The organism is Bacteroidota bacterium, assembly GCA_025059945.1.
Taxonomy (GTDB): domain Bacteria; phylum Bacteroidota; class Rhodothermia; order JANXDC01; family JANXDC01; genus JANXDC01.
The window spans coordinates 172,656-196,581 of sequence record JANXDC010000001.1 but is presented as its reverse complement, the minus strand read 5'-3'; the positions used below and the strand labels follow the sequence as shown (position 1 = coordinate 196,581).

Genomic DNA, 23,926 nt, shown 5'->3' with positions numbered 1-23,926 from the left:
TGGGGAGCTTTACTATCGTCCGCTTCGGCCGATACGCTGCGCGTTGCGGGGCTTCGGCAACCGGTCGAGGTGCGCATCGATCGCTGGGGTATTCCGCATATCTACGCGCAAACGGAGTGGGATCTGTTCTTTGCGCAGGGCTATCAGGCCGCGCGCGATCGGCTCTTTCAGCTTGAACTGTGGCGCCGCAAGGCCACGGGCACGCTCGCGGAGGCCTTCGGGCCGCGCTTTGTTCCGTATGATCACGCGGCGAGGCTTTTGCGGTTTCGCGGCCCCCTGGAGCAGGAGCTCCGCCACTACCATGAACGGGGTCCGGAGATCATACGGGCCTTCGTAGCCGGCATCAACGCGCGCATACGCGAGGTGCTAGCCGACACAGCCCAGCTTCCCCTTGAATTCCGCCTGCTTGGGTTTCGGCCCGGCTTCTGGACGGAGGAGGTCGTCATCTCGCGCCACAATGGCCTCTACGGCAACGTGACGCAGGAAGTGCAGATCGCGCAGCTTGTGGCCGCGCTCGGACCCGAACGGGCCCGGGAGCTTTTGGAGCTGGAGCCGGCTGCGCCGAGCCTAGAGCCCGACTCGGCCCTGGATCTGCAGGCGATCCGACCGGAGATCCTGCGCCTGTACCGCCTTTACCGGGCCCCAGTCCTTTTTGAACCTGAGGACGTACAGGCCTCCTATCGGGCCCAAGACGCTCAGGGGCGCCGCGCCGGATCCGAGGAGGGGCTGGACGGATGGGAGGCGTCCGTTGCGGGGAGCAACAACTGGGCCGTAAGCGGTGCGCTTTCGCTGTCGCGCCGTCCGCTGCTGGCCAACGATCCGCATCGGGCGATCCAGATCCCCTCCCTGCGCTACTGGGTTCACCTAGTGGGCCCGGGCTGGAACGTGATCGGCGCTGGCGAGCCCGCCCTACCCGGGGTGGCGATCGGACACAACGAATACGGCGCCTGGGGGCTTACGGTCTTCGGGATGGACATGGAAGATTTGTACGTATACGCGCTCCATCCGGAGGACCTCAAAGGGCGCACGCCGCCGCGCTATCGTTACCAGAACCGCTGGGAGCCTATGCATGCGATCCGGGATACGATCCGGGTCCGGGGCGCAGAGCCGGTCGTAGTGGAGCTGCTCTATACGCGGCACGGCCCCGTGCTGCATGTGGACTCGCTGCGGCGACGCGCCTACGCGCTGCGCGCGGCCTGGCTTGAGGTGGGCGCAGCCCCGTATCTGGCGAGCCTGCGCATCAACCAGGCCCGATCTTGGGAGGAGTTTCAGGCCGCCTGCCGCTATTTTCGCACCCCGCCGGAAAATCTCATCTGGGCCGACAGAAGCGGCCGCATCGGCTGGCAGGCCGTGGGGATTGTGCCTGTGCGCCGTAGCGGGTCGGGGCTTCTTCCCGTTCCCGGAGACGGGCGCTACGAATGGGAGGGGTTTCTAGCGCCGGAATTTCTCCCGTATGAGGTGGATCCGCCGCGCGGCTGGATCGCCACGGCCAACGAGGAAAACCTACCCGCCCGTTACCCGATCGCCACCGCCTACAGTTGGGCGGAGCCGTTTCGCATGGCCCGCATCCAAGAGGTGCTCTCCCAAAATCGGCGCTTTGATGTAGCGGACCTGGCCGCGCTTCAGCACGACGTGCTCGCAATCCCGGCTAGGCTTCTGGTGCCGCTCTTAAGCGGGGTCGCGGTGCCAGAGCGCCTGCGGTGGGCTCAGGCCGAGCTTCTGGGTTGGGACCTGCGGCTTGAGCCCGAATCTCGGGCTGCGGCCCTGTACGTGGCCTGGGAGCGGGCGCTGCTAAGGCGCCTCTCGGAGCGGCTTCTCCCCGAGCCGGCGCGCTCCATCTTGGGCACCGTCTCGCTGCGCCGGCTTATACGGGCCCTCTGGGCCCCCGACGGAACCTTTGGGCCCGATCCAATCCAGGGCCGGGATGCCGTGTTGCTAGGGGCCCTGGAGGAGGCCGTCCGAGAGCTGGAGGGCCGCTTCGGGCCCGATCGGCGCAGCTGGCGCTACGGTTCGCCGCGCATGAAGCACGTCTGGATCCGCCATCCCCTGAGCGCGGCTGTTCGGGAGCCGTACCGAAGCCAGCTCGACGTGGGCCCTGCCCCTCGGGGCGGCTACGCGCACACGGTCCTGGCCACGGGATCGGGTCTTAACCAAAACCACGGGGCCTCGTTTCGGATCCTGGTCGACACCGCCGACTGGGATCGGGCGCTCGGCACCTCGACGCCAGGCCAATCCGGCGACCCCGCCAGTCCGCATTATCGGGATCTGTTCCCGCTTTGGGCGAGCGGCCGGTATTTTCCCGTGTTCTTTTCGCGCGAGCGCGTGCTCTCCGTAACGGCCTATACCCGCGTATTGCTACCCCCATAGAAGAGGAGAATCGTCCATGCGCGCGTTGTGCTTTGGGCTTTGCGCGGCCGCCCTGGCCTGCACGGCTTGGGCTCAGCCGGCCCGTCGTTTCGGGGATCTGGCCGAGGGCCCCTATCGGCGGCTTATCATCCATAACGTCATGGTCATCCCGGGCCATGGCGGCCCTCCCGTGGGCCCGTACGACATCATCATCGAAGGGAACACGATCCGGGATCTTATTCCGCTAGATCCGGTCACGGCCCGAGGCCGGGAGCACCGGCATCCGGAGGCCGAGCGCGTCATCGACGGTACGGGCCTGTACGCCATGCCCGGCCTGATCGATCTGCACTGCCATCTGCGCGAGGAGCCCATGGAGCTGGAGTACGTCTACTACCTCAAGCTCGCGCATGGGGTTACGACCATGGTGCCGGCGCCGGACCGGGGCTTAACACAGGCCATGGAGCAGGCGCGGCTGAGCGCGGAAAACCGCATCCTGGCCCCTCGCATGTTCCCCATCTGGTCCTGGGGTGCGGGCACGGGCCGGAGCCGGGAGGAGCTTGAAAACCCCCAAATGGCCCCGGAGATCGCGCGCGAGATGGTCGCCCGCGGCGCGCATGTGGTTAGCGTGGGGAACCTGGCCTGGAACCCGGAGCTGTTCGGCGCCGTCTGCCGAGCCGTTTGGGAGGCCGGGGGCATCACAACCGTACACCTGCCGCCCTCGAGCATGTCCATGGTGCGCGCCCTGGAGGCGGCCCGCTTGGGGGTGACCATGATCGAACACCACTACGGATACGCCGAATCCGCCCTGGACAACCGCGTGCAGAACTTCGGCCGCGAGTACAACTACGACGACGAAAACCATCGCTTCCGCTATGCGGGCAAGGTCTGGACCGAAACGAACCGGGAGCGGCTGCTGACGGCCATCGCGGATTCGCTCGTGCGCTACGGCGTGACCATGCTGCCGACGCGCGTCGTCTACGAGGCCAACCGGGACATCCTGCGGGCCATCAGCCTGCCCTGGCACGAAAAGTACACGCACCAAGCCCTCATCAACTGGAACCTGCCCAACCCCGCCTACCACGGGGCCTATCATTGGGACTGGACCTCGGATGACGAATACTATTGGTACGCCGCCTTTGAACTCTGGGGTAGGCTCATCTACGAGTTCAACAAACGCGGCGGGCGCGTGGCCTACGGCACCGACGATAACTACATCTGGGCCACGCCGGGGTTTTCGAACGTACGGGAACTACAGCTGCTGCGCGAAACAGGTCTGCACACCCTAGAGGTGATCCGGGCCGCCACGTACAACAGCGCCCAGACCCTGCGGCAGCCGCGCCTGGGGCTTATTCGGCCCGGATACCTGGCCGATTTGATCTTGGTGGACGGCTCGCCCCTCTATAATCTGCGCTTTCTGTATAGCTTCGGGGCCCTCACGCTGGATGAGCGGGGCCAGATGCGACGCACGCGCGGAATCGTGCACACCATCAAAGACGGCATCGTGATCCACAACGCGCGGCTCATGGAGGCCGTAGCGCGCATGGTGGCCCGCTCCCGACAAGGCGTTGATCCGCGCCAAAACGTCGAATGGGCTCCTTTTTTGCCGGAGGCCCAAGACGGGCGGCGCCGCTAGGGCTCCGATGGCCGCCCCGCTTGCCCGGGCCGCTTAAGAGGCCGTAGCTTGGCCCGCCCGCAAAGGTGCGCTCGAGGGCGCATGCGCATCGGCGTTATCGCAGACGTACACGCGAACTTTGAGGCGCTTGAGGCCGTGCTCGAAGAGTTCGAGCGCCGACAGGTAGCCCGCATCTTCTGCCTGGGCGATCTCGTAGGCTACGGCGCCTCCCCCAGAGAGGTCATCGAGCGGGTGCGCGAAAAGGCGCACGGATGCGTGCTGGGCAATCACGATGCGGCCATCCTGCGCGATGAGCTATGGCCGCTTTTTTCGCGCAACCAGCAGGTCGTGCTGCGCTATACGCGCCGCGTGCTGGGCCCGGAGCATCTGGCCTATCTGCGGAGCCTCCCCCTCGTGTTAAAGGGCCAGCTAGCCACCTATGTGCACGCCAGCCTGCATGAGCCGGAGCATTGGCCGTATGTGATGACGCTAGAGGATGCGCAGAAACTGTTTCAGCATCTACAGACACCGCTTTGCTTCGTGGGCCACACGCACATCCCGGGGCTGCTCTGCGAGCAGGTGGGCGTGTTCCGGTTTCAAGCAGGGCCGCGCTACGTGATCAATCCGGGCAGCGTAGGCCAGCCCCGAGACGGAGATCCGAGGGCCTCGGCCGCGATCTTGGACACCGAGGCCTGGGCGTTGGAGTTCGTGCGGGTGGAGTACGACGTCGAAGGGGCCGCGCGCAAAATCCTCAAGGCGGGGCTACCGCGAGAATACGCCCAGCGTCTGCGGCAAGGCTTCTAGCTAGCCGCCTAGGGCGTCCTTTACCCGGCTAAAAAAACTGCGGTGGGCTTCCTGCCCTTGAGGGGGCTGAAAATGGGGGGAAGTGCGCAATTCCTCTAGCAGCTTGCGCTCCTTGCTGGAGAGCTTCTGGGGCACCCATAGGTGCACGCGCACGATCAGATCGCCCCGGCCATAGCCTTGCACGTCCGGAAGCCCCCGGCCGCGGATGCGCAACAGCTTACCCGGGGGCGTGCCGGGCTCGATTTGGATGCGCACCGGTGGACCCGTAAGCTGCGGAATGTCGACCTCCGTCCCGAGGGCGGCGTCGGGGAAGCTCAGGTATAGGTTGTAGTACAGATCCGCGCCCTCTCGGGTGAAAAGCGGATGCTCCTTTTCCTCGATCACCACGATAAGGTCCCCAGGCGGTCCGCCCCGGATGCCGGCGTTGCCCTGGCCCCGTAGGGGGATGTAGTGGCCTTCGGCCACACCGGCGGGAATACGCACCTCTAAGGTGACCTCATCGCGGTAACGCCCCTCGCCGCCGCATTTGGGGCAGCTATCTCGGATCAGGCGCCCCTCGCCTTGGCAGCTCGGACAGGGTTGAATGCTCACGAATTGACCAAAAAGAGAGCGGGTGATCTGGCGGACCTGCCCCATACCCTGACAGGTCGGACAGCGCTCCGCTCGGGCACCAGTTCGAACGCCTGTGCCAGAGCAGGCTTCGCAGCGCACGTACTTGCGCAGCCGAAGCCGCTTCTCCACGCCCGTGGCGATCTCCTCCAAGCTGAGGGCAAGCCGGATGCGCAGGTCCGAGCCGGTCTGCCCGGAGCTCGCACGACCTGTGGCGCGCGTCCCGAACAGATCCCCGAAGAAATCCGCCCCGAAGACGTCGCTGAATTGGCGGAGGATTTCGCTGATGTCTGAGAACGCCCCCCCCTCGCCCCAGCCGGGTGCGCCGCGCAGGCCCGCATGGCCGTAGCGGTCGTATTGGGCTCGTTTTTCGGGGTCGCTCAAGACCGCATAGGCCTCAGCCAGCTCCTTGAAGCGCTCCTCGGCCTCTTTGTCGCCCGGGTTGCGATCCGGATGATACTTCAGGGCCAGTTGCCTGTAGGCCCGTTTGATCTCCTCCGGGGAAGCGTCTCGGCTTACGCCCAGGATCTCATAGTAATCACGCGGCATCTTGCTTGGCGGGATCTTTGTCTGTGTCGGGGGCACGGGATACGATCACCTTCGCATGCCGGATCACACGGTCTCGGAGTGTGTACCCTTTTTGCAACTCGCGCACCACCGTACCCGGCGGCACCTCGGAGGTGGGTTGCTCCATAAAGGCCTCATGCCGCGTGTAGTCAAAAGCCTGGCCCGTGCTCGAAAACGGCTCCACTCCTTCGGCTTTGAGCACCTCCAGAAACTTGCGGTGCACCAGCCGAATGCCCTCCTGCAGCCCTTGAAAGTCCGAGCTCTGCTCGGCGGCCTCTAGGGAGCGCTCTAGATCATCCAGGATCGGCAAAAGCGCCAAAATAAGCCGCTCATTGGCAAAGGCGATGAGCTGCTGACGTTCTCGCTCCACGCGCTTTTTGTAGTTTTCGAAGTCGGCCGCCTTGCGCAGCAGTTGATCGTGCAGCAGGGCTAGCTCTGCCTTCAGCGCGGCGATCTCGCGCTGCGGATCGGTTTGCGAGGAGGCGGAATCCGGCTGTTCTTGCGGAGCCGGGGCGCTGGTCTGGACTTCCGGCTGTTCTGTCGTCATACTCTCAAGTACCCGCTTGTTGGCTTGGTTTCCGGCGTTTCTTGGAGAGCCGCGCCGGGGAGGCCTCAAAAAACGGACCAGAGCATGTCCAGCTCGCCCTTAACGCGTCGATTCGACAGCCAAAAGAGCGATCCTTCCGTAGATCGGTCAACTTGACAGGCCGGAAACTTGGCATTTGCGGCATCCTCTCGTATCTTGCGCCCGAGGAGCTTGGAGCATGTACGAAGCGTATCAGCCCCCCGGATTCCGGCTTCTACCGGAGGCCGTTAAGCACCTGCTCATTCTAAACGGGCTGGTCTTCATGGCGCAGACCCTGCCTGTGCTGGAGGGGGTGTTCCTGCGCTACGGGGCCCTCTGGCATCCGCTTACGGGGCTTTTTTTGCCCTGGCAGCTCGTTACGAGCCTTTTTCTACACGGCGGGATCGCGCACCTGTTTTTCAACATGCTGGCGCTCTGGATGTTCGGGGCGCCGCTGGAGAACTTCTGGGGCAGCCGGCGTTTCGTGCTGTATTACTTCCTTTGTGGCTCGGGCGCAATGCTGACGCATCTTATCGTGACCACCTTTTGGGGAGATCCGACGGCGCCCGTAATCGGAGCCTCCGGAGCCGTCTTCGGCTTGCTTTTGGGCTTTGGGCTCCTATTCCCCAATCAGTACATCTATCTCTACTTTCTGCTGCCGATTAAGGCCAAGTACTTCGTGATCCTTTACGGGCTGTTGGAGCTGTGGGCTGGGGTGGCCGCTGGACCGTCGGATCATGTGGCCCGGTTTGCACACCTAGGGGGCATGCTGTGGGGATACGCGCTCATCCGCATCTGGACGCATCAGGCCCGGCGCCGATACCGAGCCTGGCAGCAGATGTACGAAGATAAGCCGGTGAGCTGAGTTATGCCGTACGGACATGAAAGCTTTGGGCAGGCTGTGCGTCGTGGGTTTCGCATGATGCCCGCCGCATTGCGTGCGATCCTGGTGCTGACCGCGCTCACGTTTCTGCTGCAGCTTCTGGGGCTTCACGGGCTGCTGGTGCGCGCTTTGGGCTTCTCGCCCGATCCCGGGGTGGCCGCATCGCAGCCCTGGCGCTGGGTTACGTACATGCTCGTACACGGGGGCTTTTGGCATGTGTTGTTCAACCTGCTCTGGCTTTGGTGGTTTGGCCGAGAGCTGGAGCAACTGCGCGGAGCCAGTTGGTTCGGCCTCTACTACGTGCTCTGCGGCCTAGGCGGGGCCTTGCTGTACCTGCTGCTGGAACAGGCAAGCCTTCTTCTAGGCCGGCAGATGAGCCAGAGCCTCATGATCGGAGCCTCCGGGGCCGTCTACGGGGTCATGGTGGCCTTCGCCCGTTATCATCCGGATGCGCCGATCATGCTGTTGTTTCTGCCCCCGATTCCGGCCCGGTTTTTCGTGGCCGGTCTTATCGCGCTCGACGTGCTGCTGCTCAGCGCCGGGGCCATGGACGGGGTGGCGCGGGCCGCGCACCTGGGCGGGGCGCTCACCGGATGGTTGCTTCTGCGCCTGGAGGGGCGTCTGGGCGCGCTCGATCGCGGCATCCGCTCTTGGCTGTACCGTCGTCAGCAGCGCCGTCGGCAGCGGGAACAGGCCCAGCGGTTTCGAACCCAAATCGAGGACGCCCGGATCGTCCGGTCCCGTTCCGGCCAGCGGGATCCCATCGACCAGGCCACGATCGATCGGATCCTGGATAAGATCAGCGAGCGCGGCTACGAGGCGCTCACGGAAGAGGAAAAGCGCATCCTATTTGAAGCCAGCCGGCGCCGCTAGTCGTTGGAGGCCGTGCGCACCAGGGGCAACCCAAAGGGCTTGCGGGGGATTTTTTCATCCCGCATCGCCGCATGGTAGACGAAGCTGGCGATGATCACGGCCGCCTGCTTTAGGTCCTCGGCCTGGAGCCGCTCGAAGGTGTCCATGTTCGAATGGTGCGTGCGCGGGCTGTACTCGATCGGGTCCTGGATAAACTGAAAGCCCGGTAGCCCCACGGCGTCGAAGGCCAAGTGGTCTGTGCCGCCGGTTGAGTTAAGGGTCAGCGTGGCCGCGCCCATGTCGTGGAAAGGCCGCAGCCATTCGCGAAAGATCGGCGCTGCGGCCTCGTTGCCCTGTAGGTAGACGCCTCGGATGCGCCCGGTGCCGTTGTCCAGGTTGAAGTAGACGGAGAATTTTTCATAGGCCGGGGTCACTTCGAGCCGGCCATCTTCGGTGCGCCGGGCGAAATGCCGGGACACGTAAGCGCGCGAGCCCAACAGACCCTGCTCTTCGCCCGTCCATAGGGCCAACCGGATCGTGCGCCGGGGCTGCACCCCGATCGCCTTCAGAATGCGCATCACCTCCATCATGACGGCCGAGCCGGAGGCGTTGTCCGTGGCCCCCGTTCCGGTGTGCCAGGAATCCAGGTGCGCCCCCAACATGACTACCTCGTCTTTCAGGGCGGGGTCTGTGCCCGGAATCTCCGCGATCGTGTTGTAGGCCGTGAGGTCCTCCGTGTGGAACCGAGCCCGATATTCCATTTCGATCTTCACGGGCACGCCCTGCTGCAGCATCCGATAGATGCGGCCGTAATGCTCGATGGCGAGTACGATCTGCGGGATCGTCTCCGGATCGCTCGGGTTACGCGAGCCGCCGCCCTGCACGAATACCGTGCCCCCGTCGCCTTTGGTGCCGTGATCCAGAACGGCGAGCGCGCCCTCGGCCTGAGCGAACTCGATCTTCCGACGCAGAAACGCCCCGCCCCCCGCTCGAAGCTGCTCCACGATGCGGCGCTGTTCGGGCGTGAGCTCCCGACCCTCCATGGCCGCCTCCAGGGCGCGGCGCTGCTCCGGGCTGAGGTTGGCCATCTGGGCGGCCGGCTGACGGCGGACGCCGTTGGCCATCTCCAGGAGCTCCGTGTCCGTAAAACGACGACCGGGTGGGTCAAACCAGGCCCGCACCTCGAAAGGAGGCCGGATGAGTACGAATTTCCCCTTGAGCTGCCCCTTGTAGCGGGCTAGCTCCTCCTCCGTGTTGGCGTCCAAGTACACGACCTCCCCCACAACGGGATTGCGCCGAAAGCCGGGCGTCCAGGCCCGCGGATAGGCGATCAGCGGAAAATACTGCGGGCTGATCACATGGGCCGAAAAGCGCTCCATAGACCATCCCCGGCCGAACTCCCCCCAAGGCTCCAGGCGCGCCTCTAGGCCCCACTGGGCCAGCTGATCGCGCGTCCACTCGTTGGCCAGCCGCATCTGCGGAGAGCCCGTAAGACGCGGGCCGATCACATCGGTCAGGTAACTGGCGATCCGCATCAGCTGCGATCGGTTTAGACCTTCGTCTTTGATTTTCTCGATAACGGCCAGATCGACCCTTTCGGCCGCCTGAGGTGCGCTGGACTGGGCCTGGGCCCAGAGCATCGAAGGTGCAAGCAGTAGCCATAGCGGAACGAAAAGACGGCGCATAGCCGAGCTCCTTTTCGACGGCAGAATTCGAAACAAGATAGCGCTTTCGTCCCAAAACAGGGGCGGAACAGTCTGTGAAAAAGTGTTAACCGCGTCCGCTCAGGCCCCCTGAGCCCCGTGCCGATCCCGCGTTGTCGGCTTGCCGGTGGCCGGTTTATCTTTGATTATGTCGCGTTTCGCTGCAGTCGCCCCTCCTACAGCCACCTTGCATGCGCTGTGGCCGGCCTATCTGGTGCTCGTCATGGCGTTTTTTGACAACCTGGCCGTAGTGCCCCTTTTGGCCCCCTATGGGCGCACGTTAGGCGCAGATCCCGCTTTAACGGGGCTTATCGTGGCGGCCTACTCGATCACAAACCTTTTGGGCAACATAGTCGCAGGCTACGCGCTTGACCGATGGGGCCGGCGCAGGCCCCTCCTGCTAAGCCTGTGGGGCACAGCGCTGGTGCTGAGCTCCTACGCCATGGTGCGCTCTGCGGGGGAGCTGTTGATCCTGCGCGCCGTTCATGGGTTTACGATCAGCGCCCTGACCCCGGCTGCGGTGGCGGCGATCGGGGATCGCAGCCCGGAGGGCCGGCGCAGCTTGGAGGCCGGTCGAATCGGCGCCACAATCGGGCTCACGGCCGTGGCGGCGCCCCCCCTTGGGGGCTTGATCGGACAAAGCTGGGGGATTCAGGCGCTTTTCTGGAGCTTGGCTGCTCTGATGGCGCTTAGCGGGCTTGTGGCTTTTTTGCGGTTCCCGGAAACGCTGGACCCCCGAGAGCGAACGTCCGCCTCCGTATCGCCCTGGTCTCTGCTGCGGCAGCCCGGGCTTCGATGGACGTATGTGGGGGCGCTGGGGCTTACCCTGGCCATGGGGGCCCTGACCGTCTACCTGCCCCTGACCGTCGAGGAGCTGGGATATCGGGCGCGCACAAGCGGCCTGCTTTTCGGGCTTTTCGCCCTCTTGGCCCTTGCGGTGATGCTGGGGCTGCGGGCGCGTCGCGACGCTTTAGCTCAACAATGGTGGCGCCTGCGCGGCGGGCTACTTGGACTTGCGGCGGGCTTGATCCTGGTAGGGGCGGAAACCAGCCTTGCGGGCCTGCTTTCGGGAATGGGGCTTTTCGGGGTGGGCTTTGGGTTCGCCTTTCCGGCCATGACCGTGCTGGTGCAGTCCTACGCACCTTCCCGTGGGCGAGGCACGGCCGTGGCCCTTTTCTTTGCGCTCTACTCGCTCGGGGTGATCCTGGGGCAGACGAGCTCCGGCCTCTTGCTATCCCACGGCCTGCGGCCGCCTCTTCTGATCGCCCCTGGACTAGGCGCGCTGGCCCTCTGGCTCACGTGGCGCGATCCGGATCGGCGCAAGCCCTAGACGTATTTTTCGCCGCGCATGACCTCCACAGAGCTTACATAGGCGACCACGGCGAAATGCGGCAGGTAGAGCTCGCTTAAGTGCGCCAGGGCCCGCTCGGCCACCTCAGGCGAAAGAATAAGCTCGATTTTCACGTTGCGCCCCTCCCATTCGCTTGCGCGCACGCCCCGTGACCCTTCGCCCACAACCTCGCTTATGGTGTAGCCCTTGGCCCCGAGCGCGCGCAGCTCGCGCAGCAGCCGATCCAAGAGCACGCGTTCGGCGATGATGGTAAGGAGCTTCAGCGGCACCGTGCTCATGGCCTATCCGTGCAGCATGTGGGCTATGGCGAAATAAATCGGGATGCCGAGCGTGAGGTTAAAGGGAAACGTGATCCCGAGCGAGGCCGTAAGATACAGCGTGGGGTTAGCCTCCGGAAGGGCTAAGCGCACAGCGGCAGGGGCGGCGATGTAGGAGGCGCTAGCCGCCATAGCGCCCAGGATAGCGCTTCCTCCCACGGACAACCCGGCCCACGTGCCCAAAATCACGCCCAACAAGCCGTGCAGACAGGGCACGGCGATCCCGAATCCGATCAAAAACAGCCCTACCCGCCTAAGATCCCGTAGCCGGCGTCCGGCCACGATGCCCAGCTCGAGCAGAAACAGCACCAAAGCCCCCTGAAACCCGGATACAAAAAAGGGCTCGATCGCCCGAAAGCGCTCTGGACCGGCCACCCAACCGATCAGGACCCCTCCCAAGAGCAAAAACACGCTGGGGCCTGTCAAGACCTCATGCAACACCTCGCCCCAGGATCCGGCGCCCCGGGCGCGGATGCGCGCAATGAGCAGGGCCACCACGATCGCGGGGGCCTCCAGCAGGGCCACCAGCGTGGGCATGAACCCCTCGCCCGGGGCCCCCGTGGCCCTGCCGAAGGCCTGTGCGGCGATAAACGTGACGGCCGAAACCGATCCGTAATGAGCCGCGATGGCCGCCGCGTTCGTGCGATCCAGGCGCCCTAGCCGGCGCAGGATCAGGTAGGCGCTAAGCGGCGTGAGCAGCCCCAGCAGCAGCGTGACCAGGGCCGGCGCCCACAGCTCGGCCATGCGCGCATGGCCAAGCTCTGCACCGCCTCGGAGTCCAATGGCGAGCAACAAATAAATAGACAGGGCCCGATAGAGCTCCTCCGGAAAACCGATCGGACTGCGCAACAGCGCGGCCAGCACACCCAGCGCGAAGGCCAATACGATCGGGGAAAGCAAGTTGCCCGCGAGCGCGCCTAGCAGATCCATACACGCTCACCCCCCATGGACAAGCAGGCGGCGCTTAAGCCAGCCCTGCCGAACCAATAGCTCCGCATTCAACAGGGCGGCACCGGCCGCGCCGCGAACGGTGTTGTGCACCAAGGCCACAAAGCGTACATGTCCCACGGGGCAAGGCCGCAGCCGTCCCAGGCTTATGCTCATCCCCCGATCGGCCGTGGCGTGCAGACGCGGCTGAGGCCAATCAGGACGCTCAAAAAGCCGAAGGGGCCGCTCGGGCGCAGAGGGCAGATTCAAATCCGCGATGGGGCTGGTGTACTCAAGCCAGGCTGCGCGCACGGCCTCTGGATCCGCATCGACACGCAGCCGAACCGAGACGCTCAGCAGATGCCCATCCAGCACGGGCACCCGGTTGGCCTGCGCGCTGATGCGCACGGGGGCGGGCTGAACGCGATCGCCCTCAAGGCGGCCTAGGATCTTGAGCGGCTCGGTTTCGAGCTTCTCCTCCTCGCCTGCGATGTGGGGCAGGACGTTTCCCAGGATGTCCAACGCGGGCACGCCGGGATAGCCGGCTCCGCTTACGGCCTGTAGCGTCGTCACCACAACGGATTCAAGACCGAAGCGATCCTCCAGGGGCTTGAGCGCGAGCACAAGGCCCACGGTAGAGCAGTTCGGGTTCGTCACGATGAGGCCTTCCCCGAAGCCCTGATGCCGGATCAGGGCCAGATGTTCGGGATTCACCTCCGGAACGACCAACGGCACCTGAGGATGAAGCCGAAAGCGGCTCGCATTGGAGATCACGGGGTAGCCGGCCCGGGCCAGCTTGGGTTCGAGCTCCTCAGCCGAGATCGCATCAAGAGCGGAGAAAACAAGCTCCACGTCCTCAGGCAACGCATCGGGCTCCAGCACAGGCATGGAGGCCACCTCAGCGGGGATGGGCTCCGGCAGCAGCCATCGGACGGCCTCCCCATAGGGTTTGCCCGCCGAGCGAGAGCTCGCCACCAGGGCTCGGATCTCAAACCAGGGGTGAACCGCCAGAAGGCGCACAAACTGCTGCCCCACCACCCCTGTAGCACCTAAGATGGCCACACGCCAACGCGGATCCATGTCGGGCTCTCCTCCTTTGTGGGCGTCGCGAAGTTCCGCCGATCACCCACCGGGGGGCAAGCCCGCCCAGCGTCCCCATAAGTAACGACCCAGAAAAGCGGACCGCGACAGGACCTCGTCGGCCCCCGCCTGTTGGGCCGATCGCAGCAGATCGGCGTCCATATGGGGGCCAAAGGCGATGATCCGACAGCTAGGAAAGCGGATCCGGGCGCGCGTTATAACGCGCAAGGCCTCGGGCGCGCTCAGCTCCACCCAAAGGACCTGCAGGGGTTCGGTGAGCGCCTCCAACTCTTCGGGCCGCTCTAGCCACCGAACGCCCCCGCCTTGATCCCGTAGCGCGGGCTCGATTCGGGAGCGCCACAGAAGATCCCGAACGAATACGCCCAGCACGCCTACGCGGTCGAGATCACGCCCGTAAGCAGGTTGTAAAGCAACATGAGCAGCACCAGGCCGGCAAGCAGGCGCCAACGCCTGTAAGCGCGACCCCAGGCCCCTTCTTGTCCGGAAGTGAGCGCCTCAAGGGCGCGCTTGAAGGAGAGGTTGGCCCACATCTGCAGGGCTGCGGCCACAAAGCCAAGCAGAATCTTGAGGTGGAACCAACCGCCCCGGGTGCCGAAGACCGTGCCTAGGCCGATGCTAAACAGCATCCCAAGGCCGGCTAGCACGGAAAGCCCCACGCCCAAATGGATGATGGTCCGGTCGATGTTTCGGTGAATGCCCGCGTACACGGCCCGGGCCGATGCCTCTAGACGAGCGTACGCTCCCCCCACCCAGTACTCCACCAGAAGCGCCCCCAGCCAGAGGCTGAAGCCCAGCACGTGCAGCACGCGGAAAAGGGTGCTCAGCGTATAGGCGTCCATCGTCAAATCTGCCGGTTTACGTCGAAAGATTCCAGGATTTGCACAAGCCGCGACAGAAACGCCGCCCCCATCGCCCCGTCGATAATGCGATGATCGTAAGAGAGCGACAGATACATCATATGCCGAATGGCGATCACGTCGCCGTATTCGGTCTCCACCACCACGGGGCGCTTCTTGATTTGCCCCGTGGCCAGGATCGCCACCTGGGGCTGGTTGATAATGGGCGTGCCCATAAGGCTGCCCAAGCTGCCGACGTTGGTGAGCGTAAAGGTGCCCCCTTCCAGTTCTTCGGGCTTAAGCTGCTTGTTGCGGGCCCGCGTGGCCAGGTCCTGTATTGCGCGGGCAAGGCCCAAGAGGCTAAGCGAATCGGCATGCTTGATGACGGGCACGATGAGGCCCGTCTGCCCGATGGCCACGGCCACGCCGATGTGTATGTCCCGTTTAAGGAGGATGCGCGTGCCGTCTACCGAGGCATTAAGATAGGGGAACTCTTTTAAGGCCTCTACGAGCGCCTCCACGAAAAGCGGCGTGTAGGTGAGCCGAAAGCCCTCGCGGCGCTCGAAGGCCTCTTTGTGGCGCTCGCGCCACTGCACAAGGCGCGTTACGTCGGCCTCGGCAAACGAGGTCACATGCGGAGAGGTCTGCTTGCTGCGGACCATGTGCTCGGCGATAAGCCGGCGCATGCGGTCCATTTCGATGATCTCGACGCGCCCGCTATACGGGCTCGGAGCCGGCTCTGGGATCGGCTGCGGAGCCAAAGCGGGGGCGGCCTCCGCGACCACGGCGGGCTCGGCCTTGCGGCGCTCCAGGTAGGCCAATAGATCGCGTTTGGTCACGCGTCCGCCTGAACCGGATCCGGATATGGTCTCCAGTTCCTCTAGCGAGATTCCCTCGGCGCGCGCAATCGAGCGCACAAGCGGCGAGTAAAAGCGACCAGAGGGGCCTATGCGGCGCGGCGGTGTGCCCTTCGAGGCGGGCTGGCCGTCGGAACCCCGATCCGCCGGCGCCGATGCGGTGGCTGCAGCGCTGACCTCTTCTTGAGGAAGTGGAGCTTGTTGTCCAGCCGGCTCCGGGGCCGCAGGGGCCTCGGCTACAGGGACCTCCGTTTCGATGCGGGCGATTACGGTGCCCACGGGAACCGTCTGCCCCTCCGGAACCAAGATCTCCCGCAGCACCCCAGCGGCCGGAGAAGGCACCTCGGAGTCCACTTTATCTGTGCCGATCTCCAGCAGGGTCTCATCGCGTTCGACGTGCTCGCCGGGCCGCTTGCGCCAGACCAGAACCGTGCCCTCGGTGATGCTCTCCCCCATCTTGGGCATTATGACGTCGACGATCGCCATATGGCTTTTCCCTTTATCGCATCGCTTGGAGTGTGGAGGCCCGCTCCAGGCTGCGCAGGTACGCCACCAGGGAGCGTATCTGCAGCTCCGACAAGGGCCCCCCCTCGGAGCGGGCGAAACCGGGCATCATGAGCCGCTTGCGCTCATCCGGTGTACCCCGCGCGATCATGGCTCGAAGCTGCGCATCGGTTCGCTGGCGCAATAGCTCCACAACCAGCTTAGGTCCCGGATGGGGCTTGCCGTCGTCGAAACCCGCTGGACCGTGGCACATCTGACAGACGGCCGCGTACAGCTCCCGGCCCAACCGCCCTTCAGCCGGATCCGCATGGCAGGTGCGACAGGTGCCCTCGAAGATCGATCCGTGCATTCCGGCGCCCATGGGGCGCATCGGCTGCGCGGATCCGCCTACGGGGGGATGTTCGATGATCTCGGCTTCGACTACAAGCGTGCTCAAGTATCGCTCCGGATCGTTGGTGAAGACAGAGACGGTCTTTTGAATGAAACCCAGCTTGCCCTCCGTATCCAGGCGCACCTCCAGATGGCCCACCTCGCCGGGGGCGAATTCGGTCTTGTTCAACACCACGGCCGTGCAACCGCAGGAGGAGCGCAGATCGCGGATCCGCAGCAGGCCCCGGCCTTCGTTGCGGAACCGAAACACGTAGACCGGCGACTGGCCCGTGATGACCTGTCCGAAATGGTGCCGTTCGCGCTCAAAGCGAATACGAGCCCCGTTGCGCACGTCCTCTTCCGTGGGGCGGTACAGGGACCCCTCCGGCTGCCCGCCTGTGATGAAGGTAAAGCCCCTGAGCTCAAGCTCCACCTCCGGGATCTGCGGCTGATCGGTGCGCAGGCGTACAAGAAAGCGAAACGGGCCCTCTTCGATGAGCCGACCCGTATCGAACCACACCTGAATCGGGGCCACATCGTCCTGAAACAGGGGTACGCTCGGCACCTCTAGGCGCACCGCGCCCGTATCCGCAAGCCCCAGAACGCGCCAGCCCGTAAACCGCACGGGTCGGGGCCCGGTATTCTGGACCCGAAAGATGTGATGCAGCAGCGACCCCCGCCACGTACGCCCCCAGTCGTGCTGGGATTCGCTCCACAGAAGCGGGCCGGTGCGCACGGCGCGCTCCGGATCCAAGGGCCTAAAGCGGACTTCACCCTCTATGAAGAGCACAAGGCGCGCCGGCTCGCCGTCGGTGATCACGATGGCGGATTTGCGGAAGGGCCCGGGCCGACCGCGCGAATCAAAAGCGAGCGTGACCGAGCCCACTCCGCCGGGGGGTATGGGCTCCTGCGTCCACTGGGGGGCGGTGCAACCGCAGGAGGGCTGTACGGCCAGAATCCGCAGGGGCCCCGTGCCGACGTTTTCTATTGTGAACGTGTACTGGGGCTGCTCCCCTTCATATACGACCCCGAAATTGTAAGTATGCTGCGCCACCTTGGCTTTGCCCTCCCCCAGGGGCGCTTCGGTGCGTTCTGCGCGCAACCCCAGAGCGAAAAGCGGCGCCAATAGCAGCGCCGACAGGCCGAACTGCATCCACGGCTGCTTCATGGCTCAGTAACGCGCCAGCTCATATATGGCCCGGTAAACCGTTTCCTCTTGCGGAAGCACGGCCCGCTCTAGGGAGTCGGCAAACGGAATGGGGGTGTACTTGCCGCCGTGCCGACGCACGGGCGCATCCAAGTACTCAAAGGCCCGGTCCGCGATCTGCGCTGCGACCTCGGCTCCGAAGCCCACAAACTCCACATCCTCATGCAGAACCAAAACGCGGCCCGTTTTGCGCACCGAGGCGAGTACGGTCTCCATGTCCAGGGGCACCAAGGTGCGCAGATCGATGAGCTCGACCTCAAGACCCTCCTCCTGGGCCAAGCGCTTGGCCGCATTCAGGGCCATGTAGAGCACAAGCCCATAGGTGACGACCGTCACGTCCCGGCCAGGACGCACGACCTTGGCCCTGCCGAAGGGCACCAGGTAGTCGGCATCCGGCTCGGGCCGGCGCGCGGCCGCATGCCGATACAGGCCCTTGTGTTCCAGAAACAGGACCGGATCGCGCAGCCGGATGGCCGTCTTAAGTAGCCCCTTGGCGTCGGCCGCGTTCGAGGGAAAGGCGATGTACCAGCCCGGGAAGTGGGCGAACGTGGCCTCGATGTTCTGGCTGTGGCAGAGCCCGCCGTGGATGTAGCCTCCTACGGGCACGCGCACCACGACCGGGGCCTCCCAGCCGTTGTTGGACCGGTATCGGATCACGGACAGCCCGTTGCGCAGCTCCGACATCGCAGGCCAGATGTAGTCGCCAAACTGGATCTCCACTACAGGCTTAAACCCCCGCAGGGCCAGGCCGATGGCCGTGCCTACAATCGAGGCCTCGGCCAACGGAGAGTTAAAGCAGCGCTCCGCTCCGAAGCGCTCCGTAAGCCCGCGGGTGGCCGTAAAAACACCGCCTTTGGGTCCCGCCACGTCCTCCCCGTATACGAGCACGCGCTCGTCGCGGGCCATCTCCTCATGCAGAGCGTGGTTGATGGCGTCCACCATGACGATGAGCTCCCCAGAGGGCTCGCCTTTCTCGTAGGCGAATTCGTAAGCGCCCTCGAAGAACACGTAGCGCTCGGCCGTCTGGGGATCCGGATCGGGTCGAGACTCGGCCCAATCGGAGGCCTCATCTACGCGCCGGCGCACCTCAAGGCGTATGGCCTCCAGATCCGCCTCGTCGACCAGAGCCGCCTCCAAGAGCGCCTGCTCCAAGCGCCGGATGGGATCTCGACGCCGATCGGCTTCGAGCTCCTCTTCGGAGCGGTACTTGCGATGATCATCGCTTGAGGAGTGCGGCAGGAGCCGCACCACGTGCGCGTGCAGTACAACGGGACCTTGGCCAGATCGGGCCAACTCGACGGCCTGCCGGGCGACGGCCCAGGACTCGAAGAAGTCCGTGCCGTCAAACTCCAGCACGTTTACGCCCTCATAGCCGCGGGCGATTCGGGAGATGCCGCTCCATTCTCCGCTTCCGGCTGTCTGCTGCCAGACCGGCACGCTGATGGCGTATTTGTTGTCCTGCACCACGAAAAGCACAGGCAACCGTTCGCGGGCGGCCCAGTTGAGCGCCTCATGCCAGACGCCCTGACTTGTACCCCCCTCGCCGATCCCCACATAGACGAGCTCGTCTACTTTGAGCCGCTTGATCCCCATCGCGCATCCGACGGCGGGCAACAGCTGGTTGCCCACGGAGCTAGAGGGAGAGACGATGCGCAGTTCGGGATAGCTGAAGTGCTCCGGCATCTGGCGGCCGCCCGAGCTGGGGTCCTCGGCCTTAGCTAGATGGGCCAGCAGAACCTGCTCCGGTCGCATGCCGAGCTGAAGCACGAGCGTAAGATCCCGGTAGTAGGGAAAGAGCCAATCTTTGCCCGGTATTAGGTTCGCGCCCAGAGCGACCTGCACGGCCTCATGGCCTGAGGTGCCGATGTGAAAGGCCCCCTTACCCTGCTTCAGCAGGGTGAGCATCTTCTCATCCAAGCGCCGGGCCGTGAGCATGGTCCGGTAAAACCCGAGCAGGGCCTCCAGCGGAAAATCGCCCACCTTGGCCGGCGGAAGCGTAAGCACCTCCCCGTCACCTCGTAGACCGAGCTCCGCGTTGCGCTTGCGTGCCATGGTCGCGTCCTCTTTCGTTGGGGGGACTCTCGGAAGCCCTGGGCAAAATAGAAACCGCTCCTTCTGCAGTGCAAGGACCTCTTCCTTCGCCTTGCTCCCCACGGAGGTCGGCCCTATATTCGAGGGCCTACACAAAAGATCCCCCCGATGGGCCGTGCACCGGGCCGTAATCCGGCTACGAAACGCCTCTTTCTACGCCCATCACGGCGTTTTCGCAGAAGAGCACACCCTGGGGGGGCGCTACGAGATCGATCTGGACGTGGAACTTGACATCAGCCGGGCCGCGGAGACGGACGCCCTGTCGCACACCGTCGACTACGAGCGCCTGTACGGCTTCGTACGCCAGGTGGTCCTGGAAAACCGTTTCTTTTTGCTTGAACGTCTGGCCTACCGAATCGCGCACGCCGTACTGGAGGAATTCCCGCAAGCGCTCAGCGTAGAGGTCCGGGTGCGCAAGCCCAACCCTCCGGTGGGGGGTGTCTGCGATTACGCCGAGGTCATCTACCGATGCCCACGGCCTACATCGGCGTAGGATCCAATCTCGGGGATCGCTGGGGCAATCTCGAGCAAGCGGCCCGGTGGGCGGCGCTTCGGGGGCGGTTTTGGATCCTGCGCCGCAGCCGGGTTCGGGAATCCCCGCCGCAGGGCCCTTGGCAACCGTATTTTTACAATCAGGTCTGGGAGGTGTGTACAAACCTGGATCCGGAGGCGCTTCTGGAAGAACTGCAAACCATCGAAAGCCTCATGGGCCGCCCCGCGACCCGACCCCGCTGGGCCCCCCGGGTGATCGATCTGGACCTGCTGCTGTATGAGACGCAAAACTGGCGCTCGGCGCGGCTCACGCTGCCGCATCCCCGGATGGCGGAGCGCGCCTTTGTGCTGGAGCCGCTTTTGGAGCTGCTGCCCGAGGGTCGGCATCCGGCCTCGGGGCTGATGTATCGGGAGCTGCTCGCTTGCCTGAGGGCCTCTCCCTTGCCCATAGTAGATCCGGACCGCCTATGCAGCGCCCCCCCGCTACAGTACCCCGTTACTTGGTCGTAGAAGGCGTCATCGGCGTGGGCAAAACAAGCTTGGCCCGGCTGCTGGCGCATCGGCTGGGGGCCCGGTTGGTGTTGGAGGCGTTCGAGGACAATCCGTTTCTGCCCAGGTTTTACGAGGATCCGGGCCGATACGCGTTCCATACGCAGCTAGCCTTTTTGGCCAGCCGTTATCGGCAACAGCGCGAACTGCTGACCCCGGACCTGTTCGCGCAGCACCTGGTGAGCGATTATCTGTTCGAGAAGGATCGCATCTTCGCGCACCTGAACCTCTCGGGAGATGAGCTTAAGCTCTACGAAAGCATCTTCCAACTTATGGCCACTCAGGTGCCCCCTCCGGATCTGGTCGTGTACCTGCGCGCAAGCGTCGAGCGGCTTTTGGAGAACATCCGCCAACGGGGTCGGCCCTACGAACGGCATATTACGCGCGAATACCTGCAGGCGCTTAGCCAGGCCTACGATTTTCACTTTCTGCGGTATCGGCGCTCCCCGCTGCTGATCGTGGACGCCACGGAGCTGGACTTCGTGCACGATCCGGAGGACCGGGAGCTGCTTCTGGAGCAGATCCTGCATCGTCCCTGCACGGGAACGGTCTACTTTCATCCCCCCAGAAAGGGCCCCCGTTAGATGGTCCGGCTTTTTTTCTTATTCGCTCTGCTATACTTCGGCTACCGCCTGCTGCGTTACTTATTGAGCCACCGGGGGGCAACCTCAAAGCCCCCCTCTGTAGAGGACGCGGAATACGAGGAGCTCTCATGAGCTGCATGGTCCAAGTCTTGCTCAGTTGCCTGCTGGTTTCGCTTGGCCTTCCCCTCTGGGCTCAGCCCGAACGGGAGCTAGCGTATGCGCGCGCCGTCGAGGAGGCGCGTTTAGCGCTTACGGTGCGGGATCTGGTGCGCTTCGGTCATCGGCTTGGGGGAAGCCCCTCCAACGAGCAGAGCGCGGCCTATCTGCTCGGCGCATTCCGCGCCATGGGCCTGGAGGCCGAGCTGCGGCTAGACCCTCCGCGCTGGACTTGGTGGTTCGACACCTTCGCGGTGCGCCTGCTGGCGCCGCAAGAGCGAGCCCTTTCGCATCCTTGGCCCGCCCCGTATTCCCCGAGCGCCGGCCCCCTGCGGGCTCCGGTTCTGCTGTTCCGTCCGGATGTGCGCAGGGAACACGTACAGGGCCGGATCGTGCTCATCGACGGGCTCGATCGCCGCAACGCGGCCCTCTACGATACCCTGGCCCGCTGGGGGGCGGTCGCGTTGCTCACCGATGCGCCCCGATGGGAGAACGCCTACTCGGACTGGGCCTTCATCAGCTCGCTTCCGGCCCGGCCCCAGAACCCCATCCCCATGGTCTGCCTGTCGCGCAACGATGGAGCCTGGATCCGGGAGCGGCTGGCCCGGGGCGAGCCGGTGGAGCTTTTCCTCATGCTGCGGTCCCACATAGCCTGGCGCCGGCCCTGGACGGTTTTGGCCTCCCTGCCGGGTCAACGACCCGACTACTACCTTGTCTGCGCGCACGGCGATGGGGACGCCGGCGGACCGGGGGCGGACGATAACGCCTCGGGCGTGGCCGGGGTTTTGGAGATCGCGCGCGTGCTCTCCGAGCAGGTGCGCGCCGGGACCCTGCCACAGCCCCTCTATGGGATGCGCTTCGCCGTCTGGGGCAGCGAGTACTTCTCCACGGAGGCCTTTGTGCGCGCGGAGGCCGAAGCCGGCCGGCTTGGCCGCATTCGGGGGGTGTTCAACTTCGATCAGATCGGCACCGGAGCGGAAAAACAGGCCCTGTACTTCGAGTCCAACGACGTGCCTTACAACGAGACGCTGTTGCGCACGCTGGAGTCGATCGGCCGCGCCTACGCGGGCCGGGCCGGTTTTTGGCCCCAAGCGTACACAAACCCCAGCCAGGGGGGCACGGATTCGTACGTATTTCTACACGATTACCTACGCGACCGGCTCCGTATACCGGGAGCCGATACGATCCGGATCCCCGCCACGACGGTTTACACAGCGGCCTGGAACCGTCTGGCCCGCCTGCCGCAGACCCCGGGCTGGGGGCCGCCCGATACGGTAGAAATCGATTACTCCCGCTACTACCACTCCTCGCTCGACGTGCCGGAGCTCACGACCGACCGGGAGCCGTTTCGCATGGCCTGGGCGGCGCGAGCTGTGGGGATCGCCCTGCTGCGCCTGGCTTGGGGGGCCCAACAAGAGGCCCCTAGATACCGGAGGCGATGAGCAGCTCGATGTCCCGATGGGGGAGGTTGATCTGAGAGGCCAAGTGCTTTTTGGTCACGTAACGGCGATACACGTAAGTGCCCGTGCGCAGGCTCACGCTGCGCCAGAGGGCGTCGTTTAAGCTTCCGGCCTCCCCGATTTCCAGAAGCAGGGGCAAGAGCACGTTCGTCAAGGCTAGCGAAGCCGTGCGCGCCACCGTGGCGGGCATGTTGGGCACGCAATAATGCGTGACCCCGTGCTCGACGTAGACGGGCTGTGAAAGCGTCGTAGGGCGGCTGGTCTCGATACAGCCCCCCTGATCGATCACCACGTCCACGATCACGGAGCCCGGCTTCATGGAGGCGACCATCTCCTCCGTCACCCATATGGGGGCGCGGTAGCCTGAGCGCATCACGGCCCCGATGAGCACATCGGCCGAGCGCACAGCGCGCGCGATGTACTCCGTATTGGCCATGGCCGTGATCACGCGCCGATCCAGGGCGTTTTCGATGCGCCGGAGGGCCGATAGGTTGTCGTCCAGGATCACCACCTGCGCGCCAAAGCCCAGAGCCGTTCGGGCTGCGTACTCGGCGATCGTGCCCGCGCCCAGGATGACGACCGTGGCCGGGGGCACGCCCGAAATACCCCCCAACACGATCCCTTGTCCGCCTTGGGGGCTTTCCAGGTAATGGGCGGCGATCTGCACGGAGAGGCTTCCGGCGATCTCGTGCATCATGCGCACAAGCGGAAAAGACTGATCGGTGTCCTGGATGAACTCGTAGCCGATGCCCGTTACGTTGCGCTCCACCAGGGCGCGGAAGAACTCCGAGGGCGTAACCCCCAGATGCAACGCGGAGATCAGGACCTGTCCGTCGCGCAGCAGGGACCACTCCTCTTCGGTGGGCGGGGCGATCTTGACGATGAGATCGCTTTTTTCGTACAGCTCCTCCGCCGACAGGGCGATCTCGGCCCCGGCCTCGACGTAATCGCGGTCTCCGAATCGGCTAAGCCGTCCCGCGTCTTTCTCGACAAAGACTTGATGGCCGTTTGCCACGAGCACGGCCACGGCATAGGGCACAAGCGAGACGCGGCGTTCTTCATGGGCGATCTCTCGGGGCACCCCGATTCGGTACGAGGCGCGCTGTTGGCGTAGCTTCGCAGGCCGCTCCAGCGTAATAGGCTGCCACTCGGGCGTAATGCCCCGGGGTGAACGCGTCTCCATG

Annotated in this window: 22 protein-coding genes; 10 read left to right on the top strand and 12 right to left on the bottom strand. The window is 64.7% G+C overall.

All coding sequences use genetic code 11. The features are described from left to right. From NZ993_00900 to NZ993_00890, 3 genes are all read left to right on the top strand, one after another. Positions 1-2,367: penicillin acylase family protein (locus NZ993_00900; GenBank protein ID MCS7154356.1), on the top strand; the 2,367-nt coding region annotated here is incomplete at its 5' end. Between the two features lie 16 nt (positions 2,368-2,383). Next, complete coding sequence (locus tag NZ993_00895) at positions 2,384-3,979, top strand: amidohydrolase family protein (protein MCS7154355.1); 1,596 nt, start codon at positions 2,384-2,386, stop codon at positions 3,977-3,979. Positions 3,980-4,060: 81 nt separating this feature from the next. Next, positions 4,061-4,762 carry a metallophosphatase family protein gene (locus tag NZ993_00890; GenBank protein MCS7154354.1) on the top strand — a complete coding sequence of 234 codons (702 nt, stop codon included), beginning with the start codon at positions 4,061-4,063 and terminating at the stop codon, positions 4,760-4,762. On the opposite strand, the gene dnaJ is transcribed toward NZ993_00890, so the two are convergent. Both dnaJ and grpE read right to left on the bottom strand, forming a co-directional pair. Then, the gene (gene dnaJ, locus NZ993_00885) at positions 4,763-5,920 is read right to left on the bottom strand and encodes a molecular chaperone DnaJ (protein ID MCS7154353.1); all 1,158 of its coding nucleotides are present in this window, start codon (positions 5,918-5,920) and stop codon (positions 4,763-4,765) included. It lies immediately after the preceding gene. After that, complete coding sequence (gene grpE, locus NZ993_00880; protein MCS7154352.1) at positions 5,910-6,554, bottom strand: nucleotide exchange factor GrpE; 645 nt, start codon at positions 6,552-6,554, stop codon at positions 5,910-5,912. Before grpE ends, dnaJ begins: the two co-directional genes overlap by 11 nt. 148 nt (positions 6,555-6,702) lie before the next feature. Between grpE and NZ993_00875 the strand changes: the two genes are divergently transcribed. Further along, positions 6,703-7,368, top strand: coding sequence for a rhomboid family intramembrane serine protease (locus NZ993_00875; GenBank protein MCS7154351.1), 666 nt, complete (start codon positions 6,703-6,705; stop codon positions 7,366-7,368). Positions 7,369-7,371: 3 nt separating this feature from the next. After that, complete coding sequence (locus NZ993_00870) at positions 7,372-8,259, top strand: rhomboid family intramembrane serine protease (GenBank protein ID MCS7154350.1); 888 nt, start codon at positions 7,372-7,374, stop codon at positions 8,257-8,259. Here NZ993_00870 and NZ993_00865 read toward each other — a convergent pair. Further along, positions 8,256-9,923, bottom strand: coding sequence for a M20/M25/M40 family metallo-hydrolase (locus NZ993_00865; GenBank protein ID MCS7154349.1), 1,668 nt, complete (start codon positions 9,921-9,923; stop codon positions 8,256-8,258). The genes NZ993_00870 and NZ993_00865 overlap by 4 nt on opposite strands. 166 nt (positions 9,924-10,089) lie before the next feature. On the opposite strand from NZ993_00865, the gene NZ993_00860 reads away from it, so the two are divergent. Then, positions 10,090-11,271 carry an MFS transporter gene (locus NZ993_00860; GenBank protein MCS7154348.1) on the top strand — a complete coding sequence of 394 codons (1,182 nt, stop codon included), beginning with the start codon at positions 10,090-10,092 and terminating at the stop codon, positions 11,269-11,271. On the opposite strand, the gene NZ993_00855 is transcribed toward NZ993_00860, so the two are convergent. The 8 genes from NZ993_00855 to NZ993_00820 are packed head-to-tail and all read right to left on the bottom strand — an operon-like array spanning position 11,268 to position 19,462. After that, on the bottom strand, positions 11,268-11,570 hold the full coding sequence (locus tag NZ993_00855; protein ID MCS7154347.1) for a transcriptional regulator: 303 nt from the start codon (positions 11,568-11,570) through the stop codon (positions 11,268-11,270). The genes NZ993_00860 and NZ993_00855 overlap by 4 nt on opposite strands. 3 nt (positions 11,571-11,573) lie before the next feature. Further along, entirely contained in the window at positions 11,574-12,539 is a 966-nt protein-coding gene (locus NZ993_00850; GenBank protein ID MCS7154346.1) for a sodium-dependent bicarbonate transport family permease, read from the bottom strand. 6 nt (positions 12,540-12,545) lie between these two features. Beyond that, the gene (gene asd, locus NZ993_00845) at positions 12,546-13,616 is read right to left on the bottom strand and encodes an aspartate-semialdehyde dehydrogenase (GenBank protein ID MCS7154345.1); all 1,071 of its coding nucleotides are present in this window, start codon (positions 13,614-13,616) and stop codon (positions 12,546-12,548) included. 42 nt (positions 13,617-13,658) lie between these two features. Next, positions 13,659-14,006, bottom strand: coding sequence for a hypothetical protein (locus tag NZ993_00840; GenBank protein MCS7154344.1), 348 nt, complete (start codon positions 14,004-14,006; stop codon positions 13,659-13,661). Positions 14,007-14,008: 2 nt separating this feature from the next. Next, positions 14,009-14,476 (bottom strand): CopD family protein, encoded by a 468-nt coding sequence (locus NZ993_00835; GenBank protein ID MCS7154343.1) that lies wholly within the window; start codon positions 14,474-14,476, stop codon positions 14,009-14,011. 2 nt (positions 14,477-14,478) lie between these two features. Continuing rightward, a complete protein-coding gene (locus tag NZ993_00830) occupies positions 14,479-15,816 on the bottom strand; it encodes a 2-oxo acid dehydrogenase subunit E2 (protein ID MCS7154342.1) in 1,338 nt (445 codons plus the stop codon). A gap of 13 nt (positions 15,817-15,829) precedes the next feature. Then, positions 15,830-17,371, bottom strand: a complete 1,542-nt coding sequence (locus NZ993_00825) for a DUF1573 domain-containing protein (protein MCS7154341.1) — start codon at positions 17,369-17,371, stop codon at positions 15,830-15,832. A 3-nt stretch (positions 17,372-17,374) separates the two neighbouring features. After that, positions 17,375-19,462 (bottom strand): dehydrogenase E1 component subunit alpha/beta, encoded by a 2,088-nt coding sequence (locus NZ993_00820; protein MCS7154340.1) that lies wholly within the window; start codon positions 19,460-19,462, stop codon positions 17,375-17,377. A 154-nt stretch (positions 19,463-19,616) separates the two neighbouring features. Between NZ993_00820 and folB the strand changes: the two genes are divergently transcribed. The 4 genes from folB (at position 19,617) to NZ993_00800 (ending at position 22,724) form a co-directional block, all read left to right on the top strand. Then, positions 19,617-19,994 (top strand): dihydroneopterin aldolase, encoded by a 378-nt coding sequence (gene folB / locus NZ993_00815; protein ID MCS7154339.1) that lies wholly within the window; start codon positions 19,617-19,619, stop codon positions 19,992-19,994. After that, on the top strand, positions 19,970-20,503 hold the full coding sequence (gene folK / locus NZ993_00810) for a 2-amino-4-hydroxy-6-hydroxymethyldihydropteridine diphosphokinase (protein MCS7154338.1): 534 nt from the start codon (positions 19,970-19,972) through the stop codon (positions 20,501-20,503). The genes folB and folK overlap by 25 nt, the downstream gene beginning before the upstream one ends. Then, positions 20,461-21,126 (top strand): deoxynucleoside kinase, encoded by a 666-nt coding sequence (locus tag NZ993_00805; GenBank protein ID MCS7154337.1) that lies wholly within the window; start codon positions 20,461-20,463, stop codon positions 21,124-21,126. Before folK ends, NZ993_00805 begins: the two co-directional genes overlap by 43 nt. Positions 21,127-21,254: 128 nt before the next feature. Next, complete coding sequence (locus tag NZ993_00800) at positions 21,255-22,724, top strand: M28 family peptidase (GenBank protein MCS7154336.1); 1,470 nt, start codon at positions 21,255-21,257, stop codon at positions 22,722-22,724. On the opposite strand, the gene NZ993_00795 is transcribed toward NZ993_00800, so the two are convergent. Continuing rightward, a complete protein-coding gene (locus tag NZ993_00795; GenBank protein ID MCS7154335.1) occupies positions 22,705-23,925 on the bottom strand; it encodes an alanine dehydrogenase in 1,221 nt (406 codons plus the stop codon). The genes NZ993_00800 and NZ993_00795 overlap by 20 nt on opposite strands. Between the last annotated feature and the right edge of the window lies 1 nt (position 23,926).

Coding starts and splice junctions, on each gene's coding strand:
- NZ993_00895 (MCS7154355.1), top strand. CDS start 2,384: ATGCGCGCGTTGTGCTTTGGGCTTTGCGCGGCCGCCCTGGCCTGCACG.
- NZ993_00890 (MCS7154354.1), top strand. CDS start 4,061: ATGCGCATCGGCGTTATCGCAGACGTACACGCGAACTTTGAGGCGCTT.
- dnaJ (MCS7154353.1), bottom strand. CDS start 5,920: ATGCCGCGTGATTACTATGAGATCCTGGGCGTAAGCCGAGACGCTTCC.
- NZ993_00875 (MCS7154351.1), top strand. CDS start 6,703: ATGTACGAAGCGTATCAGCCCCCCGGATTCCGGCTTCTACCGGAGGCC.
- NZ993_00870 (MCS7154350.1), top strand. CDS start 7,372: ATGCCGTACGGACATGAAAGCTTTGGGCAGGCTGTGCGTCGTGGGTTT.
- NZ993_00865 (MCS7154349.1), bottom strand. CDS start 9,923: ATGCGCCGTCTTTTCGTTCCGCTATGGCTACTGCTTGCACCTTCGATG.
- NZ993_00860 (MCS7154348.1), top strand. CDS start 10,090: ATGTCGCGTTTCGCTGCAGTCGCCCCTCCTACAGCCACCTTGCATGCG.
- NZ993_00855 (MCS7154347.1), bottom strand. CDS start 11,570: ATGAGCACGGTGCCGCTGAAGCTCCTTACCATCATCGCCGAACGCGTG.
- NZ993_00850 (MCS7154346.1), bottom strand. CDS start 12,539: ATGGATCTGCTAGGCGCGCTCGCGGGCAACTTGCTTTCCCCGATCGTA.
- asd (MCS7154345.1), bottom strand. CDS start 13,616: ATGGATCCGCGTTGGCGTGTGGCCATCTTAGGTGCTACAGGGGTGGTG.
- NZ993_00835 (MCS7154343.1), bottom strand. CDS start 14,476: ATGGACGCCTATACGCTGAGCACCCTTTTCCGCGTGCTGCACGTGCTG.
- NZ993_00830 (MCS7154342.1), bottom strand. CDS start 15,816: ATGGCGATCGTCGACGTCATAATGCCCAAGATGGGGGAGAGCATCACC.
- NZ993_00825 (MCS7154341.1), bottom strand. CDS start 17,371: ATGAAGCAGCCGTGGATGCAGTTCGGCCTGTCGGCGCTGCTATTGGCG.
- NZ993_00820 (MCS7154340.1), bottom strand. CDS start 19,462: ATGGCACGCAAGCGCAACGCGGAGCTCGGTCTACGAGGTGACGGGGAG.
- folK (MCS7154338.1), top strand. CDS start 19,970: ATGCCCACGGCCTACATCGGCGTAGGATCCAATCTCGGGGATCGCTGG.
- NZ993_00805 (MCS7154337.1), top strand. CDS start 20,461: ATGCAGCGCCCCCCCGCTACAGTACCCCGTTACTTGGTCGTAGAAGGC.
- NZ993_00800 (MCS7154336.1), top strand. CDS start 21,255: ATGAGCTGCATGGTCCAAGTCTTGCTCAGTTGCCTGCTGGTTTCGCTT.
- NZ993_00795 (MCS7154335.1), bottom strand. CDS start 23,925: ATGGAGACGCGTTCACCCCGGGGCATTACGCCCGAGTGGCAGCCTATT.